This window comes from Nakamurella sp. GG22 (assembly GCF_052976845.2).
This window is the reverse complement of record NZ_JBRIIO020000003.1, coordinates 357656-377500: the sequence shown is the minus strand read 5'-3', so window position 1 is coordinate 377500 and position 19845 is coordinate 357656. Positions and strand designations below refer to the sequence as shown.

Annotated in this window: 10 protein-coding genes and 6 rRNA genes (1 of these 16 running past the window's edge); all 16 read left to right on the top strand. The window is 62.7% G+C overall.

Annotated features, from left to right (window positions below):
- Window positions 1-186, top strand: a 16S ribosomal RNA gene (locus ACVBEQ_RS05940) (it extends 1336 nt beyond the left edge of the window).
- Window positions 187-608: 422 nt separating this feature from the next.
- Window positions 609-3721: ribosomal RNA gene (locus ACVBEQ_RS05935) — 23S ribosomal RNA — on the top strand.
- A gap of 97 nt (window positions 3722-3818) precedes the next feature.
- Window positions 3819-3935: ribosomal RNA gene (rrf, locus tag ACVBEQ_RS05930) — 5S ribosomal RNA — on the top strand.
- The 16S, 23S and 5S rRNA genes sit together here, the layout of an rRNA operon.
- Window positions 3936-4011: 76 nt before the next feature.
- Window positions 4012-5043, top strand: coding sequence for an MBL fold metallo-hydrolase (locus ACVBEQ_RS05925; protein ID WP_447152479.1), 1032 nt, complete (start codon window positions 4012-4014; stop codon window positions 5041-5043).
- 156 nt (window positions 5044-5199) lie between these two features.
- Window positions 5200-5718: a MaoC family dehydratase gene (locus tag ACVBEQ_RS05920; protein ID WP_447152478.1), complete on the top strand. Its 519-nt coding sequence runs from the start codon at window positions 5200-5202 to the stop codon at window positions 5716-5718.
- 119 nt (window positions 5719-5837) lie between these two features.
- A complete protein-coding gene (locus ACVBEQ_RS05915) occupies window positions 5838-6110 on the top strand; it encodes a hypothetical protein (RefSeq protein ID WP_447152477.1) in 273 nt (90 codons plus the stop codon).
- 106 nt (window positions 6111-6216) lie between these two features.
- The gene (aroQ, locus tag ACVBEQ_RS05910) at window positions 6217-6693 is read left to right on the top strand and encodes a type II 3-dehydroquinate dehydratase (RefSeq protein WP_447152476.1); all 477 of its coding nucleotides are present in this window, start codon (window positions 6217-6219) and stop codon (window positions 6691-6693) included.
- A gap of 142 nt (window positions 6694-6835) precedes the next feature.
- On the top strand, window positions 6836-8563 hold the full coding sequence (locus ACVBEQ_RS05905; RefSeq protein WP_447152475.1) for a PHA/PHB synthase family protein: 1728 nt from the start codon (window positions 6836-6838) through the stop codon (window positions 8561-8563).
- Window positions 8564-8790: 227 nt separating this feature from the next.
- Complete coding sequence (locus ACVBEQ_RS05900) at window positions 8791-9573, top strand: hypothetical protein (protein WP_447152474.1); 783 nt, start codon at window positions 8791-8793, stop codon at window positions 9571-9573.
- A 649-nt stretch (window positions 9574-10222) separates the two neighbouring features.
- Window positions 10223-11744: ribosomal RNA gene (locus ACVBEQ_RS05895) — 16S ribosomal RNA — on the top strand.
- Between the two features lie 422 nt (window positions 11745-12166).
- Window positions 12167-15279: ribosomal RNA gene (locus ACVBEQ_RS05890) — 23S ribosomal RNA — on the top strand.
- A gap of 97 nt (window positions 15280-15376) precedes the next feature.
- Window positions 15377-15493, top strand: a 5S ribosomal RNA gene (rrf, locus tag ACVBEQ_RS05885).
- Between the two features lie 113 nt (window positions 15494-15606).
- Window positions 15607-15912, top strand: a complete 306-nt coding sequence (locus ACVBEQ_RS05880) for a hypothetical protein (protein WP_447152473.1) — start codon at window positions 15607-15609, stop codon at window positions 15910-15912.
- Window positions 15913-16083: 171 nt separating this feature from the next.
- Entirely contained in the window at window positions 16084-17091 is a 1008-nt protein-coding gene (locus ACVBEQ_RS05875; RefSeq protein WP_447152472.1) for a hypothetical protein, read from the top strand.
- Window positions 17092-17528: 437 nt separating this feature from the next.
- The gene (locus tag ACVBEQ_RS05870; RefSeq protein WP_447152471.1) at window positions 17529-18662 is read left to right on the top strand and encodes a pentapeptide repeat-containing protein; all 1134 of its coding nucleotides are present in this window, start codon (window positions 17529-17531) and stop codon (window positions 18660-18662) included.
- A complete protein-coding gene (locus tag ACVBEQ_RS05865; RefSeq protein WP_447152470.1) occupies window positions 18659-19705 on the top strand; it encodes an HAD-IIA family hydrolase in 1047 nt (348 codons plus the stop codon). Before ACVBEQ_RS05870 ends, ACVBEQ_RS05865 begins: the two co-directional genes overlap by 4 nt.
- Window positions 19706-19845 lie beyond the last annotated feature (140 nt).

Sequence of the window (19845 nt, the reverse complement as noted above, 5' to 3'; positions counted from 1 at the left end):
AACGCTGCGGTGAATACGTTCCCGGGCCTTGTACACACCGCCCGTCACGTCACGAAAGTCGGTAACACCCGAAGCCGGTGGCCTAACCCCCTTGTGGGGAGGGAGCCGTCGAAGGTGGGATCGGCGATTGGGACGAAGTCGTAACAAGGTAGCCGTACCGGAAGGTGCGGCTGGATCACCTCCTTTCTAAGGAGCAACTGGCCCGCATTGGTTGTGTCTGCTGTTTACACAGGCGCGAAGGTGCATTGAGGGTTCAGGCCCACGCGTAGACGTCCGTTCTGCGGTGGAGCTCATGGGTGGAACGCTGACTAGTTCGGTCGATCGTTGATCAGTGGTGTTTAGTACGACGTGACTGCTGCTGCCCTTTGGGGTGGTGGTGGTCCATTCCTTTGTTGGGGTGAGTTGGAACGGGCCGTTGGTGGGCGAGGAATCGTAGGTACGCTGTTGGGTCCTGAGAGGACGGGCGATGGGGTGTTTCGACATCCTTGAGCGTGTTTCTTTCTCCGGGCCGGCCTGCCGCCAAACTGCCCTTGTTGGGTAAGTGGTGGTGTGGGGTTGGTGTTCGGGTTGTTGTTTGAGAACTGCACAGTGGACGCGAGCATCTTTGTGGCTAAGTTTTTAAGAGCACACGGTGGATGCCTAGGCACCAGGAGCCGATGAAGGACGTAGGAGGCTGCGATAAGCCTCGGGGAGCTGTCAACCGAGCTGTGATCCGAGGATTTCCGAATGGGGAAACCCAGCACGAGTCATGTCGTGTTACCCGCGCCTGAATATATAGGGTGTGTGGAGGGAACGTGGGGAAGTGAAACATCTCAGTACCCACAGGAGTAGAAAACAACCGTGATTCCGTGAGTAGTGGCGAGCGAAAGCGGATCAGGCTAAACCGGTCACGCGTGATACCCGGCAGGGGTTGCGTGGTCGGGGTCGTGGGAATGTTGTTGTCGGGGCTGCCGCCCTGGCGGGGAGTAAGAAAAACAGTGGTTAGTCGAATGGCATTGGAAAAACCAGCCGTAGCGGGTGATAGCCCCGTAGACGAAAACTTCTGTTCTCCCTTCGATATATCCCAAGTAGCAGCGAGCCCGTGAAATTCGCTGTGAATCTGGCGGGACCACCCGCTAAGCCTAAATACTACCTGGTGACCGATAGCGGACTAGTACCGTGAGGGAAAGGTGAAAAGTACCCCGGGAGGGGAGTGAAATAGTACCTGAAACCGTGTGCTTACAATCCGTCGGAGCTGAGCCCTTGTGGTGAGGTGACGGCGTGCCTTTTGAAGAATGAGCCTGCGAGTTAGTGGTATGTGGCGAGGTTAACCCGTGTGGGGAAGCCGTAGCGAAAGCGAGTCCGAATAGGGCGGTTGAGTCGCATGCTCTAGACCCGAAGCGAAGTGATCTACCCATGGCCAGGATGAAGCGACGGTAAGACGTCGTGGAGGTCCGAACCCACCAGGGTTGAAAACCTGGGGGATGAGCTGTGGGTAGGGGTGAAAGGCCAATCAAACTTCGTGATAGCTGGTTCTCCCCGAAATGCATTTAGGTGCAGCGTCACGTGTTTCTGACTGGAGGTAGAGCACTGGATGGTCTAGGGGGCCCACAAGCTTACCGAAATCAACCAAACTCCGAATGCCGGTCAGTGAGAGCGTGGCAGTGAGACTGTGGGGGCTAAGCTTCATAGTCGAAAGGGAAACAGCCCAGATCGCCGGTTAAGGCCCCTAAGCGTGTGCTAAGTGGGAAAGGATGTGGAGTCGCCCAGACAACCAGGAGGTTGGCTTAGAAGCAGCCACCCTTTAAAGAGTGCGTAATAGCTCACTGGTCAAGTGGTTCCGCGCCGACAATGTAGCGGGGCTCAAGCACACCGCCGAAACCGCGGCATTCATGCGTATAGCTAGGCCTTTGTGGTCCAGGTGCATGGATGGGTAGGGGAGCGTCGTGTGGGGAGTGAAGCGGCGGAGTGATCCAGCCGTGGACCCTACACGAGTGAGAATGCAGGCATGAGTAGCGAATGGGGAGTGAGAAACTCCCCCACCGAATGACCAAGGGTTCCTGGGCCAGGTTAATCCGCCCAGGGTGAGTCGGGACCTAAGGCGAGGCCGACAGGCGTAGTCGATGGACAACGGGTTGATATTCCCGTACCCGCGAAGAAGCGCCCATGTCGAACCCGGTGATGCTAAACGCCCGGACCAATGGATCCCTTCGGGGAGCCGGCGGCGAGCGCGTGACCCGATCCGGTAGTAGTCAAGCGATGGGGTGACACAGGAAGGTAGCTCCGCCAGTCAGTGGTAATACTGGTGTAAGGGTGTAGGTAGTTCCGGTAGGCAAATCCGCCGGGATGTTGATCTGAGACCTGACGCATAGCCGATTGAGGCGAAGCAGAGTGATCCTATGCTGTCGAGAAAAGCCTCTAGCGAGCTTCGAGCGGCCCGTACCCCAAACCGACACAGGTGGTCAGGTAGAGAATACCAAGGTGATCGAGCGAACTATGGTTAAGGAACTCGGCAAAATACCCCCGTAACTTCGGGAGAAGGGGGACCGAGGTGTGTGAAGCCCCTTGCGGGCTAGCATGTTTTGGTCGCAGAGACCAGGGAGAAGCGACTGTTTACTAAAAACACAGGTCCATGCGAAGTCGCAAGACGATGTATATGGACTGACGCCTGCCCGGTGCTGGAAGGTTAAGAGGACCGGTTAATCACTTCGGTGGTGAAGCTGAGAATTTAAGCCCCAGTAAACGGCGGTGGTAACTATAACCATCCTAAGGTAGCGAAATTCCTTGTCGGGTAAGTTCCGACCTGCACGAATGGCGTAACGACTTCTCTACTGTCTCAACCATAGGCTCGGCGAAATTGCAGTACGAGTAAAGATGCTCGTTACGCGCGGCAGGACGGAAAGACCCCGGGACCTTTACTATAGCTTGGTATTGGTGTTCGGTTCGACTTGTGTAGGATAGGTGGGAGACTGTGAAGCGATTACGCCAGTAATTGTGGAGTCAACGTTGAAATACCACTCTGGTCGTACTGGATATCTAACTTAGGTCCATGATCTGGATCAGGGACAGTGCCTGGTGGGTAGTTTAACTGGGGCGGTTGCCTCCTAAAGAGTAACGGAGGCGCCCAAAGGTTCCCTCAGCCTGGTTGGCAATCAGGTTTCGAGTGTAAGTGCACAAGGGAGCTTGACTGTGAGAGGGACATCTCGAGCAGGGACGAAAGTCGGGACTAGTGATCCGGCGCCACATTGTGGAATGGGCGTCGCTCAACGGATAAAAGGTACCCCGGGGATAACAGGCTGATCTTGCCCAAGAGTCCATATCGACGGCATGGTTTGGCACCTCGATGTCGGCTCGTCGCATCCTGGGGCTGGAGTAGGTCCCAAGGGTTGGGCTGTTCGCCCATTAAAGCGGCACGCGAGCTGGGTTTAGAACGTCGTGAGACAGTTCGGTCCCTATCCGCCGCGCGCGCAGGAGTCTTGAGGAAGGCTGTCCCTAGTACGAGAGGACCGGGACGGACGAACCTCTGGTGTGCCAGTTGTTCCACCAGGAGCACGGCTGGTTGGCTACGTTCGGAAGGGATAACCGCTGAAAGCATCTAAGCGGGAAGCCTGTTCCAAGATGAGGACTCCCACCCTTAAGTGGGGTAAGGCCCCCGGCTAGACCACCGGGTTGATAGGCCGGAAGTGGAAGCACCGTAAGGTGTTAGAGCTGACCGGTACTAATAGGCCGAGGACTTACCACAAAAATGCTACGCGTCCACTGTGCGGTTCTGGAACAACAACCAGCCCACGTCTTCTCCAGCCAGAGTCGTGGGGAATGTGTTGATAATTCCATAGAGTTACGGCGGCCATAGCGAAGGGGAAACGCCCGGACCCATACCGAACCCGGAAGCTAAGCCCTTCAGCGCCGATGGTACTGCACCGGCCACGGTGTGGGAGAGTAGGACACCGCCGGACACCATTCCCAGAAAAGGGGACCTTCATTCGAAGGTCCCCTTTTCTGCGTTCTTGGCACGGGTGAAATGATGGCGCAATGACGAACTCGGGCGACCCGTTGGCCGGCATCACCCAGGTCCGTCTGCCCGTCGAGTCGGGGCCGGTGGGAACCGTCAACATGTATGTGCTCGCCGATGGCGACCGTGCGACTGTCGTCGACTGCGGGGTCTGGCACTCGGATCTGCCCGACGGCGGGATGGACGCCGTCACCTCCGGTCTGGCGGAAGCCGGGTATACGGTCGCGGACGTCAACCGGATGATGATCACCCATGCGCACATCGACCACTACGGCATGGCCGGCGCCCTTGTCGAGCAGAGCGGTGCTGAACTGTGGATGCATTCGCTCACCGATCGGGATTGCGAGAACTACCGGCATCCCGAGACCACGCGGATCCGGCATCGCGACACCTATGCCGATCACGGCATCGCCGAGGCGGACCAGGTGCAACTCGGCGGACACCTGACCCGGTGGTTGCCTCACCTGCATTCGGTGGTCGAGGCGACAACCCGGCTGCGCGGGGGCGAGCAGGTGTCGATCGGCGGTGATCTGTGGGAGGTCGTCTACACGCCGGGCCATTCACTGGGACACATTTGTCTGTGGTCGAAGTCCCGCGGGGTGGTCATCTCCGGTGACCACCTGCTGCCGGGTGTCACCCCGCCGGTCACCTTCGAACGGGGTTCGGACATCGACCCGATGCGGAGCTACCTGCAGTCACTGCGTGACGTCCGCGCCCTGCAACCTGCGCTGGTGCTGCCCGGGCACGGGGAAGCGTTCGGCAACGTCACCGGCCGCATCGACTCCATCATGCGCAACAAGGTGCGCCGGCTCGACCGGATCCGCCGGGTGATCCTCGACGCGCCCAGCACGGTGGGACAGCTGACCGATCGGCTGGTGGCCCCGGGTATGACGCCGCACCAGCGCGAGCTCGCGATCAACGAGATGTTCGCGCACATCGCCTATCTGCGGTACTCGGGACTGGTCGAGCGGCGCGTGCGACCGGACGGTGTGTACGAATGGTTCAGTACCAGCGACCAGCCGTTGGATGTCGCGGACATCCTGACCATCTGATACTCCACCCGCCGCCGCGGCATTTCCGCAGCGGGGCGCTGCGAGGTTGACCGACTCGATCAGCGGCCACTGCCCGCTGATGCTTGACTCGGCGGCGCGGGTAGGTCGCGAGGGCGATGCGGTCACACACCCGAATGCACGACGAAGGACAGCGATATGACCGAAACAGTGAGCGTGCCGGCCGGCGCCGTACCCCTGGAGGGCTCTCCCAGTGCACCGCTCGAGATCCAAGGGCTGGCCGGCCTGGGGGAACGTCTCGGAACCGATCTCGGCGTGAGCGGTTGGCGCACCGTTCAGCAGCAGGACATCACCACGTTCGCCCGGCTGACGCGCGACGAGCAGTGGATCCATGTCGATCCGGAGCGAGCCAAGACCGGACCGTTCGGGTGCACCGTCCAGCACGGATTCCTCACGCTCGGCCTGGCCACCGGGCTCCTGTGGGAGGTCTGCACCGTCAGCGGATTCGATGTCGTGCTCAACTACGGGCTCAACAAGGTCCGGTTCCCCGCCCCGCTGCGGGTCGGCAGCAGGCTCCGTATGCACGTCCATCTCCTCGAGGTGACACCCATCGGGCCGGATGCCGCCGGCGCCGAGGCGGTGTACCGGCTGACCTACGAGGTCGAGGGTGAGAAGAAGCCGTGCTGTGTGGCGGACCTCGTGTTCCGCTACGCCTGAGCCGCCGGTCGGGTTCTGTGACCAACTACATGGTCGCTATCCAAGCCGCGACCGCTGCAACAGAATGAAGCCGTCTCGGCGCCCGCCGAGCAGCGAAGTACGACGAGAGGAGTCCTCGTATGACCATGCCCGACGTCAGTCCGGATCTGGAAGCCGCCGCCAAGCGGGTCAAAGATCTCAGCGACCAGGTCGCTGCGCAGGCCAAGGAGAACGGGCTGGCCTGGCTCGAAGGCTACGAGAAGGTCCTGAAGAACATGCTCGACCTCGAGGAGCAGGCCGCCAAGGGCACCGGCCTCGATTGGGCGACCACCCTGGCCACGACGCACGCCAACTTCGTCAGGGAAACCTCCGAGGTGTTCTTCTCGGCGTTGAGCAAGCAGCTCAAGAGCTGATCGGTGTCCGATCCCGCGTGGCGCAACGGTCGTCGGAATACCCGGCCGGGCGCCCGCGGGATTGCCGTCACTCACCGCTGACACAGACTCTTTCGGAGAAGCAGCCATGACCTCGATCACCGTGCTGAACGGCCCGAACCTCAACCTGCTCGGCACCCGCCGGCCCGAGGTGTACGGCAGCTCGACACTCGCCGACGTCGAGACGTCATGCAGGAAAACGGCTTCCGAATTGGGATTCGAACTCCATTTCCGGCAGTCCAACCATGAGGGTGAGCTGATCGACTGGATCCACGCGCTCGGCCCGGAGGTGAAGGCCGGTCGGTCGATCGGCGCGGTCTACAACCCCGGTGCTCATTCCCACTACTCGTACGCCATCCGCGACGCGATCGAGGGCGTGGTGTTGCCCGTGGTCGAAGTCCACATCTCGAACATCCACGCCCGTGAGGAGTTCCGGCAGCATTCCGTCGTCTCGCCGGTGGCGGCCGGAATCGTCGTCGGCTTCGGCACTCACGGATATGCGCTCGCGGTCCGCGGGCTCGTCGAACTCGCCAAGGGTGCAGGCCACGCTGCGGCCGGTGGATGAGGACAGCAGGCTGCGGTACTTCTCACCGCTGAGCGGGACGGATGCACCGCCACGAGTCCGTCCGTGGCAAGGTTCACCTCAGATCCGATCCCGGCCGACCGGTGATCGCACGACACATTCCGCCGAGGCGAGGAGAAGATAGATGGCTCCGGAACTACCCGAATCATTGCGTGACGTTGCCGAGCGTGCGGCCGGAGTCCTCGGCCCCGAATCGGCGATCTTCGAGGACCTCGATGCCGCCGGTTTCAGCGCCGCGCTGAGCAAGGCGCTCGGATCGGCCGTCACGCACCCGGTCGTGCCGGTGAAGAGCGCCGTCCGGCTCGCCACCGATCTGGCGAAGATTCCGGTCGTCGCGGGCGCCAAGTGGTTGGGCAAGGACATCACGCCGCCGGTCGAGGTCGATCCCAAGGACCGCCGGTTCGCCGCCCCGGCCTGGGAGTCGAACCCTGCGTACTACTCGATCCGGCTCGCCTACCTGGCTGCGGCCAAGGCAGCCCGGGAAGTCGTCGGATCCGCCGAGATCGAGGCCGATGCCGGCCGCAAGGCCCAGATGATGCTGGAACTGCTCGTCGACGCCGCGTCTCCCACCAACTTCCTGCCCGGCAACCCGGCCGCCCTGCAGCGCGCCTTCGACACCGGCGGCATGAGCCTGCTCAAGGGTGCCAAGAGCTTCGTCGAGGACCTGGTGAACAACGGCGGCAAGCCGCGCCAGGTGGACAGCAGCGGGTTCGAGGTCGGACGCAACCTGGCGTGCACGCCGTCCAAGGTCGTCTACCAGAACGACCTGATGCAGCTGCTGCAGTACGAGGCGCAGACCGAGAAGGTCCACGCGCACCCGATCCTGTGCAGCCCGCCGTGGATCAACAAGTACTACATCATGGATCTCGCACCTGGCCGGAGCTTCATCGAGTGGGCCGTCCAGCATGGCCACACCGTCTTCGCAATCAGCTACAAGAACCCGTCCGCCGACATGTCGCGCACGACGATGGACGACTACCTGGTCAACGGTCCGCAGATCGCACTCGACGTGGTCGAGGAGATCACCGGTGCCGACACGATCGACATCGTCGGCTTGTGCCTCGGTGGTGCGATGACGGCAATCACCGCCGCGTACCTGACGCAGGAGGGCGACAGCCGGATCGGCACCGTCACCCTGCTCAACACGATGCTCGACTACTCCGAGCCCGGTGCGCTCGGCGCCTTCACCGACATGAGCACGGTGGAGCGGCTGGAGCGGAAGATGCGCAAGGCCGGCGCACTCGAGGGCGAGACGATGGCAGGGACGTTCGACATCCTGCGGGCCAACGACCTGATCTTCAACTACGTGGTGTCGAACTGGCTGATGGGCCAGCCGCCGCCCGCGTTCGACATCCTCGCCTGGAACGCCGACAGCACCCGGATGCCGGCCGCGATGCACGCGTTCTACCTGCGGAACTTCTATGTGCAGAACAGGCTCGCCGCGGGCGAGCTGCAGATCGCCGGCGCGACCATCGATCTGAGCGTCATCAAGCATCCGATGTACGTCGTGAGCGCGATCAACGACCACATCGTGCCCTGGGAGGCGGCCTACAAGACCGTCGGTCTGGTGTCCGGCCCGGTCCGTTTCGTGCTGGGTAGCGGCGGGCACATCGCCGGCATCGTCAGTCCGCCCGGTCCGAAGGCCTGGCACATGGTCAGCGACACGGATGACGCCCTTCCGACGTCCGCGGCGGAATGGCGCTCCATCGCCGAGCGGCACGCCGGCTCGTGGTGGGACGACTGGGCCGTCTGGTCGGAGGCCAACTCCGGCGACCTGGTCGATCCGCCCCCCATGGGCAGCACCAATCACCCGGTGCTCGCCGACGGACCCGGTACCTACGTCCTGGGCTGACCGATCTGCTCTGTGTCCTGATCCGCGGATCGGCCAGCGCGTACGCGGCCTGTGGGTGAGCGCGAACCGTGCTCACCCACAGGCCGTTTCTGTAGTCCGCAAGGTCAAGCGGTGCACCCGCTACAGAACGTCACAGTTGCTAAGCGGACAGTGATGGCGCGTGCGATGATCTTGCCCAGCCGGTCGCATCGCCGGCGTGCGCACACCACTTCGCGAGGCGGGCCGGCATGACGAGACGACCGATGGTCCTGGTGACCTCCGCAGTCCTGATCCTCGCCGCCGCGTGCGGGACCAGCAGCAATGGCGGGCAGAGCACGTCCTCCACCCCGGCCGCCTCGAGCCCGGCTGCCCTGAGTCCGGCCGTTTCATCATCTGCAGCACCCGGCTCGCCGGGCTCAGTGGCGTCCGCATTGTCCGCTCGCCCCAGCTCCACCGGCTCTGCCGGCCCGTCGTCGACCGCGTCCGGCCCGACCCCGGCCGAACAGGCGGAGTACTGCACCTCGAAGGGCGGGGAGGTGCAGACCAGGGACGCTTATTGGGGCACCAACGGTGACGAGGCGGACTGGGTGACGCTCGCCGGGTCGACGACGATGTGCCGCTTCCAGTCCGACGACGAGGCGAAGTCGCGGATCTACGTGGACCTGACGACGCTGTCCTCGCCGGTCCCCACCCTCGCCGCCCTGGCGTACCTGTCGAAGGTGCCGCTTCCGTCGACCACGGGCGGAGCCAATCCAGCGACCGGATACTGCAGCAAGGAGCTCGGCGGATCCTCCACCTTCGGCGGCATCAGTGCGGCCGGCGGGGGATGGGTGGCCAAGAGCGACCCGGATGACGTCGTCGTGGCGTTGTGCGTCTTCCCCGACCTGTCGTTCATCGATGAATGGGGACTGGCCTACCACTCGGACGGATCGATCCGCGGAACAGACCTGGCGACCGCGATGGCCTACCAGCCGACCGGGCCGCTGCCGCCGGTCTTCCCGAGCGGGGACGCGGCCGCGCCTACCTCCTGAGCAGCGTCGGGCTGCGGCACCACCCGTTACCCGCGCCACCTCTTGCAGCGCCCGGCGATCGGCGCCGGCGTGGGCCGCGCCCACGTCCTGACGAGCGCGGTTGACGACGCCGCCGCCCGATTTGACCGCGCCGCCGGCGGACCGGGGCGCGACATCGACCGGCCGGCAGGCGGTTTGACATTCGCGAGCCGGTGTCCGTAACCTTCTCCAAGTCGCGCCGCTACGGTCCCATCGGGCCGGGGAAGCGACAATCCCCAGTAGGTCCTCCGCAAGGAGTGAGCCACTGCGCGCCCGTCAGGGCAGCGGTACGGGGACCGGGCCAGGCAGTTGACACTGCGAATCGGACCGGGTAGTGTTTACAGGGTTGCCCCCAAGGTGGTCGGAAGGCTGCGGCGGGTGTGTGTCCGTTCTTTGAGAACTCAACAGCGTACCGAAAGTCAGTGCCGTTTGTTTGGTGCTGGGGTTGTTTGCTGCCTTTGTGGTGGTGGGCTTGTCCTGGTGCTGGACTGATTGTTTTTGTTGTTTCAAATTTGCGAGCGTTTGCTCGTGTTTGGGACTGTGATCGCGCCTGATTCTTGCCTTTTGGGGTGGGGGTTGGGTGTTTCTTCATTTTGTTGACAGTGGCCCTTCGGGGTCTGTCTATATGCATTCAATGGAGAGTTTGATCCTGGCTCAGGACGAACGCTGGCGGCGTGCTTAACACATGCAAGTCGAACGGAAAGGCCCGCTTGCGGGTACTCGAGTGGCGAACGGGTGAGTAACACGTGGGCAACCTGCCCTCAGCTCTGGGATAACACCGGGAAACCGGTGCTAATACTGGATATCAACTTCTGTCCGCATGGGTGGTTGTTGAAAGTTTTTCGGCTGGGGATGGGCCCGCGGCCTATCAGCTTGTTGGTGGGGTAATGGCCTACCAAGGCGACGACGGGTAGCCGGCCTGAGAGGGCGACCGGCCACACTGGGACTGAGACACGGCCCAGACTCCTACGGGAGGCAGCAGTGGGGAATATTGCGCAATGGGCGAAAGCCTGACGCAGCGACGCCGCGTGAGGGATGACGGCCTTCGGGTTGTAAACCTCTTTCAGCTCTGACGAAGCGAGAGTGACGGTAGGAGCAGAAGAAGCACCGGCCAACTACGTGCCAGCAGCCGCGGTAATACGTAGGGTGCAAGCGTTGTCCGGAATTATTGGGCGTAAAGAGCTCGTAGGCGGTCTGTCGCGTCGAATGTGAAAACCCGGGGCTCAACCCCGGGCCTGCATTCGATACGGGCAGACTAGAGTTCGGTAGGGGAGTCTGGAATTCCTGGTGTAGCGGTGAAATGCGCAGATATCAGGAGGAACACCGGTGGCGAAGGCGGGACTCTGGGCCGATACTGACGCTGAGGAGCGAAAGCGTGGGGAGCGAACAGGATTAGATACCCTGGTAGTCCACGCCGTAAACGTTGGGCGCTAGGTGTGGGGGTCCTTCCACGACCTCCGTGCCGCAGCTAACGCATTAAGCGCCCCGCCTGGGGAGTACGGCCGCAAGGCTAAAACTCAAAGGAATTGACGGGGGCCCGCACAAGCGGCGGAGCATGCGGATTAATTCGATGCAACGCGAAGAACCTTACCAAGGCTTGACATGCACGGGAAAGTTCCAGAGATGGTTCCCCCGCAAGGTCCGTGCACAGGTGGTGCATGGTTGTCGTCAGCTCGTGTCGTGAGATGTTGGGTTAAGTCCCGCAACGAGCGCAACCCTTGTCTTATGTTGCCAGCGCGTTATGGCGGGGACTCATAAGAGACTGCCGGGGTCAACTCGGAGGAAGGTGGGGATGACGTCAAATCATCATGCCCCTTATGTCTTGGGCTTCACGCATGCTACAATGGCCGGTACAAAGGGCTGCGAAACCGCGAGGTGGAGCGAATCCCAAAAAGCCGGTCTCAGTTCGGATTGGGGTCTGCAACTCGACCCCATGAAGTCGGAGTCGCTAGTAATCGCAGATCAGCAACGCTGCGGTGAATACGTTCCCGGGCCTTGTACACACCGCCCGTCACGTCACGAAAGTCGGTAACACCCGAAGCCGGTGGCCTAACCCCCTTGTGGGGAGGGAGCCGTCGAAGGTGGGATCGGCGATTGGGACGAAGTCGTAACAAGGTAGCCGTACCGGAAGGTGCGGCTGGATCACCTCCTTTCTAAGGAGCAACTGGCCCGCATTGGTTGTGTCTGCTGTTTACACAGGCGCGAAGGTGCATTGAGGGTTCAGGCCCACGCGTAGACGTCCGTTCTGCGGTGGAGCTCATGGGTGGAACGCTGACTAGTTCGGTCGATCGTTGATCAGTGGTGTTTAGTACGACGTGACTGCTGCTGCCCTTTGGGGTGGTGGTGGTCCATTCCTTTGTTGGGGTGAGTTGGAACGGGCCGTTGGTGGGCGAGGAATCGTAGGTACGCTGTTGGGTCCTGAGAGGACGGGCGATGGGGTGTTTCGACATCCTTGAGCGTGTTTCTTTCTCCGGGCCGGCCTGCCGCCAAACTGCCCTTGTTGGGTAAGTGGTGGTGTGGGGTTGGTGTTCGGGTTGTTGTTTGAGAACTGCACAGTGGACGCGAGCATCTTTGTGGCTAAGTTTTTAAGAGCACACGGTGGATGCCTAGGCACCAGGAGCCGATGAAGGACGTAGGAGGCTGCGATAAGCCTCGGGGAGCTGTCAACCGAGCTGTGATCCGAGGATTTCCGAATGGGGAAACCCAGCACGAGTCATGTCGTGTTACCCGCGCCTGAATATATAGGGTGTGTGGAGGGAACGTGGGGAAGTGAAACATCTCAGTACCCACAGGAGTAGAAAACAACCGTGATTCCGTGAGTAGTGGCGAGCGAAAGCGGATCAGGCTAAACCGGTCACGCGTGATACCCGGCAGGGGTTGCGTGGTCGGGGTCGTGGGAATGTTGTTGTCGGGGCTGCCGCCCTGGCGGGGAGTAAGAAAAACAGTGGTTAGTCGAATGGCATTGGAAAAACCAGCCGTAGCGGGTGATAGCCCCGTAGACGAAAACTTCTGTTCTCCCTTCGATATATCCCAAGTAGCAGCGAGCCCGTGAAATTCGCTGTGAATCTGGCGGGACCACCCGCTAAGCCTAAATACTACCTGGTGACCGATAGCGGACTAGTACCGTGAGGGAAAGGTGAAAAGTACCCCGGGAGGGGAGTGAAATAGTACCTGAAACCGTGTGCTTACAATCCGTCGGAGCTGAGCCCTTGTGGTGAGGTGACGGCGTGCCTTTTGAAGAATGAGCCTGCGAGTTAGTGGTATGTGGCGAGGTTAACCCGTGTGGGGAAGCCGTAGCGAAAGCGAGTCCGAATAGGGCGGTTGAGTCGCATGCTCTAGACCCGAAGCGAAGTGATCTACCCATGGCCAGGATGAAGCGACGGTAAGACGTCGTGGAGGTCCGAACCCACCAGGGTTGAAAACCTGGGGGATGAGCTGTGGGTAGGGGTGAAAGGCCAATCAAACTTCGTGATAGCTGGTTCTCCCCGAAATGCATTTAGGTGCAGCGTCACGTGTTTCTGACTGGAGGTAGAGCACTGGATGGTCTAGGGGGCCCACAAGCTTACCGAAATCAACCAAACTCCGAATGCCGGTCAGTGAGAGCGTGGCAGTGAGACTGTGGGGGCTAAGCTTCATAGTCGAAAGGGAAACAGCCCAGATCGCCGGTTAAGGCCCCTAAGCGTGTGCTAAGTGGGAAAGGATGTGGAGTCGCCCAGACAACCAGGAGGTTGGCTTAGAAGCAGCCACCCTTTAAAGAGTGCGTAATAGCTCACTGGTCAAGTGGTTCCGCGCCGACAATGTAGCGGGGCTCAAGCACACCGCCGAAACCGCGGCATTCATGCGTATAGCTAGGCCTTTGTGGTCCAGGTGCATGGATGGGTAGGGGAGCGTCGTGTGGGGAGTGAAGCGGCGGAGTGATCCAGCCGTGGACCCTACACGAGTGAGAATGCAGGCATGAGTAGCGAATGGGGAGTGAGAAACTCCCCCACCGAATGACCAAGGGTTCCTGGGCCAGGTTAATCCGCCCAGGGTGAGTCGGGACCTAAGGCGAGGCCGACAGGCGTAGTCGATGGACAACGGGTTGATATTCCCGTACCCGCGAAGAAGCGCCCATGTCGAACCCGGTGATGCTAAACGCCCGGACCAATGGATCCCTTCGGGGAGCCGGCGGCGAGCGCGTGACCCGATCCGGTAGTAGTCAAGCGATGGGGTGACACAGGAAGGTAGCTCCGCCAGTCAGTGGTAATACTGGTGTAAGGGTGTAGGTAGTTCCGGTAGGCAAATCCGCCGGGATGTTGATCTGAGACCTGACGCATAGCCGATTGAGGCGAAGCAGAGTGATCCTATGCTGTCGAGAAAAGCCTCTAGCGAGCTTCGAGCGGCCCGTACCCCAAACCGACACAGGTGGTCAGGTAGAGAATACCAAGGTGATCGAGCGAACTATGGTTAAGGAACTCGGCAAAATACCCCCGTAACTTCGGGAGAAGGGGGACCGAGGTGTGTGAAGCCCCTTGCGGGCTAGCATGTTTTGGTCGCAGAGACCAGGGAGAAGCGACTGTTTACTAAAAACACAGGTCCATGCGAAGTCGCAAGACGATGTATATGGACTGACGCCTGCCCGGTGCTGGAAGGTTAAGAGGACCGGTTAATCACTTCGGTGGTGAAGCTGAGAATTTAAGCCCCAGTAAACGGCGGTGGTAACTATAACCATCCTAAGGTAGCGAAATTCCTTGTCGGGTAAGTTCCGACCTGCACGAATGGCGTAACGACTTCTCTACTGTCTCAACCATAGGCTCGGCGAAATTGCAGTACGAGTAAAGATGCTCGTTACGCGCGGCAGGACGGAAAGACCCCGGGACCTTTACTATAGCTTGGTATTGGTGTTCGGTTCGACTTGTGTAGGATAGGTGGGAGACTGTGAAGCGATTACGCCAGTAATTGTGGAGTCAACGTTGAAATACCACTCTGGTCGTACTGGATATCTAACTTAGGTCCATGATCTGGATCAGGGACAGTGCCTGGTGGGTAGTTTAACTGGGGCGGTTGCCTCCTAAAGAGTAACGGAGGCGCCCAAAGGTTCCCTCAGCCTGGTTGGCAATCAGGTTTCGAGTGTAAGTGCACAAGGGAGCTTGACTGTGAGAGGGACATCTCGAGCAGGGACGAAAGTCGGGACTAGTGATCCGGCGCCACATTGTGGAATGGGCGTCGCTCAACGGATAAAAGGTACCCCGGGGATAACAGGCTGATCTTGCCCAAGAGTCCATATCGACGGCATGGTTTGGCACCTCGATGTCGGCTCGTCGCATCCTGGGGCTGGAGTAGGTCCCAAGGGTTGGGCTGTTCGCCCATTAAAGCGGCACGCGAGCTGGGTTTAGAACGTCGTGAGACAGTTCGGTCCCTATCCGCCGCGCGCGCAGGAGTCTTGAGGAAGGCTGTCCCTAGTACGAGAGGACCGGGACGGACGAACCTCTGGTGTGCCAGTTGTTCCACCAGGAGCACGGCTGGTTGGCTACGTTCGGAAGGGATAACCGCTGAAAGCATCTAAGCGGGAAGCCTGTTCCAAGATGAGGACTCCCACCCTTAAGTGGGGTAAGGCCCCCGGCTAGACCACCGGGTTGATAGGCCGGAAGTGGAAGCACCGTAAGGTGTTAGAGCTGACCGGTACTAATAGGCCGAGGACTTACCACAAAAATGCTACGCGTCCACTGTGCGGTTCTGGAACAACAACCAGCCCACGTCTTCTCCAGCCAGAGTCGTGGGGAATGTGTTGATAATTCCATAGAGTTACGGCGGCCATAGCGAAGGGGAAACGCCCGGACCCATACCGAACCCGGAAGCTAAGCCCTTCAGCGCCGATGGTACTGCACCGGCCACGGTGTGGGAGAGTAGGACACCGCCGGACACCATTCCCAGAGGAGGTCACACGCGAATTCACGCGGGTGACCTCCTCTGGTTTTTTTGCATTTCCAAGAAGAAGCGGATTTGATGATGTTGTTGTTTCGCGAGAACTCATGAGTGACGATCGACCGGCCGACGAGGGCGCTTCCCGCGGGTCCGGTGGACATCATCGGCCGGCTCGGCAGGACGGTCCGCCGGATCAGGCCCGGTCGAAGAGCGGACGCCCGCCGCGGACTGAACGCGATGCGCGATCCGGCGGCAACAGAGATCGTTCCCAAGGTGAAGACCCACGCGGATCCCGCGGCGGGTCTTTTGGCGACCGCTCAACCGGGCATTCCGGTGGTCAGTCGTCAGGCCGCTCCGGCGACTCCGAGCACCGCGGCGGATCGTCCTGGCAATCCCGCACATCGGGTGGCGCAGTAAATCCACGCCGCGACGACGACCGCACCGGCAGGGATCGTCCGCGCAGCGACACCTCAGCGCCCTACAGCACGCGGCCCGGAGCGGACAGCCCGTATGCGCGTCCGCGCCGTGACGACAGGACCGACCGCGGCGCCCTTGACGAAAACCGTTCCGGCGCGGACCGTCCAACCGGTGATCGGCCGTACGCGGATCGTCCCCGTCGGGATGGTGACCGGCCGTACGCTGATCGCCCCCGTGGCGATCGTGATCGGCCGTATGGGGACCGACCGCGTCGTGATGGCGATCGGCCGTATGCGGATCGCCAGGGTCGTGACGGTGATCGAACAAGCTCTGATCGGGCACGGTACGAGAGCAACCGAACGGATGCAGGGCGACCGCCGGCCGATCGGCCGCGACGTGACGGTGAGCGTCCCTACTCCGATCGTCCGCGGCGTGAGGGCGACCGTCCTTACTCGTATCGGCCCCGACGTGAGGGTGAGCGTCCATACGGCAACGCCGGCGGGGACCGCCCGCGCGGCGAAGGACGGCCGCCGTACTCCGAGCGTCCGCGACGAGATGAAAACCGTTCGTACGGTGAGCGGTCGCCGCGGGACGGCGATCGTCCCTACCGGGATCGGCCCGGCTTTGACCGGACCAGCCCCGATCGCCCCGGCTCCGACCGGCGGAGTTCCGATCGAAGCGGTCCTGATCGAAGCGGTTCTGATCGAAGCACTTCTGATCGAAGCGGCGACCAAGGCTCTGGCCGGGACGGCGGCTCGTCGTACCGTGACCGTGGGGCAGGAGATCGGTCACACCGCGAGGGATCCCGGCCGCCCGGCGATCGTCCCTACCGCGATCGCCCACGCGACGAGAACCAGCGTCCATCCAACTGGGATCGTCCTCGAACCGATCGGGAACGATCGTCCGACCGCCCGTACCGTGACCGGCCTGACCGAGACCGACCGGCGGCCACTGCGCCTCGGTCATTCGACCGGGAACCACCGCAGCGCAAGGAGTGGCCGCGTCGCGACGAGCGCCCGCCGCGCCGGGACGACCGCGCCGCCTCTCATGGTGACCGCTCCCGCAGCGACGGGCCTGACCGCGGTGCAGCTCGCGGCGATGCGCGGTGGGAGTCGCGCGAGCGCGGGCCCGAGCGTGACGATCGGTCTCAACGACCGAGCGCTTTCGGCGGCGACCTGAGCGAGGGTTTCCGCGGTGGTGCCGACCGCGAGACCCGGAGCTCCTACTCGTCCTCTTCGGAACGCCGCGCTGCTGCTGACAAGCACGGTGCTGATGACAAGCACGGTGCTGACCAGGATCGGGACAGCGCGCGTCATGCCGAACCACGCGGGGACGATCGACGCGGAGGAGACCGGCGAGACGATCGCCCCCGCACCGATGACCGGCCGGCCGCGCGGTATCCGTCCGACCGGCGCCCGGCCGAGAGAAAGGCCTACGAAGACCGTCGTTCGGGTCCTCCGGCTCGCCACGGTGGCCCGCGCTCGGGTGACCGATCCGACGCCCCCGCATACGTCAAGCGCGAACCGGAACGCGGGTCGCGCCGACGGGAAGAGGACATCGGCGAGACCTGGCCGGACCTGCCGGAGTGGGCGACCGCCGACGCACTCGATTTCGATGTGCGCCGGGACCTGCGCGGGTTGAGCAAGGAGGGCGCCGACTGGGTCGCCGCTCACCTCGTCGCTGCTGGCGCGTTGGCCGACGACGAGCCGGAACTCGCGTGGCGGCATGCGCGGGCCGCTCGTGCACGGGGCGGCCGTATCGGAGTCGTCCGCGAAACCGTCGGTCTGGTCGCGTATCGCGCAGGGGAGTGGGCCGAGGCCATCGGTGAGCTCCGTGCGGCCCGTCGAATGGGCGGCGGTCCGGGTCAACTCGCCGTCATGGCCGACTGCGAAAGGGCGCTCGGCCATCCCGAGCGTGCGATCGAACTGTCCCGGTCCGCGGAGGCCGACGCACTCGACCCCGAGTCGGCGACCGAGCTGAGCATCGTCGTCGCCGGTGCTCGCGCCGACCTCGGTCAGGTCGACACGGCCATCGCGCAGATGGAGCGCGTCGGGCTGGAGAAGTTGGAGAGCAACCCCCGGCTCGCCTACGCCTACGCCGACCTGCTGCTGAAAAACGGGCGTCAGCAGGACGCGTTGAGCTGGTTCATCAAGGCGGCAGACGCCGATCTCGAAGAGGAAACCGACGCGCTGGAGCGGGTCGAGGAACTCGGCGCAGAAGTACCGTCCGCCGAGTCGCCGGATGCCTCGGAACCGGACGACGACGTTGCGGAGGGTGCCGGCCTCGAACATGCCCACCCCAAGGGTGCCGATCTCGAGGGTGCCGATCTCGAGGGTGCCGATCTGGAGGGTGCCGATCTGGAGGGTGCCGATCTCGAGAGTGCCGATCTGGAGGGTGCCGATCTCGAGGGTGCCGACCCTGAGGGTGCCGATCTCGAAAGTGCAGACGCCGGCGCTGACGGCGCAGAGCCCGTCGACGGCAATCCGTCCGATGAGCCTGCCGTCATCGTCGTGGAGACCGTGCAAGAAGCGACTGACCCCGACCACGAGACAATGGCCGACTCGCAGGACGATACCGATCCCGGTGGCGTCGACGTCGACAATGCCGTGGCAGTCGCAGATGTCGACGCCGCGACCAAGGACGAGTCCGCGGTGGCCGCGGAAGAAGTAACAGTCGAAGAACCGGGCGCGGCCGAGCCGATCGTGCCGACGGTACTGTTCTCCGACGACCCGCAGACGGGAGATCGATGACCACCCTGGCCGAGTCCTACGACGCTCTTTTGCTCGACCTCGACGGCACCATCTACCTCGGTGGTCAGCCCATCGACCACGTCGCGCCCGCGCTGGCCCGCGCCAAGCAGCAGGGCGCCAGGTCCGTGTTCGTCACGAACAACGCATCCCGGCCGCCCGCCGAGGTCGCCGGTGCACTCGCCGGGATGGGCGTTCCCGCCGAACCCGAGGATGTCCTGACGTCCCCGCAGGCAGCGGCGGTGATGCTGACCGATCGGCATCCGGCCGGCACCAAGGTGCTGGTCGTCGGGGCGCCCTGGTTGGTGGAATCTGTGCGGGAAGCCGGGCTCGAGCCCGTGCGACTCGCCTCCGAGGGGCCGGCCGCCGTGGTGCAGGGTCACTCGCCGGACACCGGTTGGCGTGAACTCGCGGAGGCCTGCATCGCGCTCCGGGCGGGCGCGGACTGGGTGGCGTGCAACATCGATTCCACCCTGCCGACCGATCGCGGGTTGCTCCCCGGCAATGGTGCGATGGTCGCGGCGCTCGTCGCGGCGACCGGACTGAAACCGCGGGTCGCCGGCAAACCGGAGAGCCCGCTGCTTGACGCCGCCGTGCGATTGGTCGGATCCGAGCGCCCGCTCGTGGTCGGTGACCGGCTGGACACCGACATCGCCTGCGCTGTCGCGGGAAACACGCCGAGCCTGCTGGTGTTCACCGGTGTGTCCACCGCGGCGGACCTGCTGGCGGCCGCCCCGGAGCAGCGTCCCACCTACCTGTCCTTCGACCTGCGGGGTCTGGTCGAGGAGGATCGCTCCGTCCGGATCCCGACCACCTCCTCCTCCGGCAGCGGGCTCGAGTGGTCGGTGACGTCGGACAGCGACGCGCTGTTGTTGAGCGGGAACCAGGCCGCCGACGGCGGGGTCTCCGACGCCAGTGCACTGCGTGCCCTTGCGATGCTGACCGCCCGCGCCTGGGCCACCGGCATCACCCGAGCCCGATCCAACGGTGCCGCGGCGGCGGCGGCCCTCGAGCGGTGTGGACTCACATCGGCGCCGGCGAACTGAGTCGTCACCAACCGAGCGACGCCCGTCCGAACGACCACCGGCGGACGACAATCGGCGGACGACAATCGGCCGAACGACCGCTTCCGATGTGACGACCGACCGGACGAGCGGTCCGGCGGGTCATCGCCGTGGAACCGCCG

Excerpts from the sequence above, each read along its gene's own strand:
- ACVBEQ_RS05915 (WP_447152477.1), top strand. The coding sequence starts at position 5,838 with ATGACCATGCCCGACGTCAGTCCGGATCTGGAAGCCGCCGCCAAGCGG.
- aroQ (WP_447152476.1), top strand. The coding sequence starts at position 6,217 with ATGACCTCGATCACCGTGCTGAACGGCCCGAACCTCAACCTGCTCGGC.
- ACVBEQ_RS05905 (WP_447152475.1), top strand. The coding sequence starts at position 6,836 with ATGGCTCCGGAACTACCCGAATCATTGCGTGACGTTGCCGAGCGTGCG.
- ACVBEQ_RS05925 (WP_447152479.1), top strand. The coding sequence starts at position 4,012 with ATGACGAACTCGGGCGACCCGTTGGCCGGCATCACCCAGGTCCGTCTG.
- ACVBEQ_RS05900 (WP_447152474.1), top strand. The coding sequence starts at position 8,791 with ATGACGAGACGACCGATGGTCCTGGTGACCTCCGCAGTCCTGATCCTC.
- ACVBEQ_RS05865 (WP_447152470.1), top strand. The coding sequence starts at position 18,659 with ATGACCACCCTGGCCGAGTCCTACGACGCTCTTTTGCTCGACCTCGAC.
- ACVBEQ_RS05920 (WP_447152478.1), top strand. The coding sequence starts at position 5,200 with ATGACCGAAACAGTGAGCGTGCCGGCCGGCGCCGTACCCCTGGAGGGC.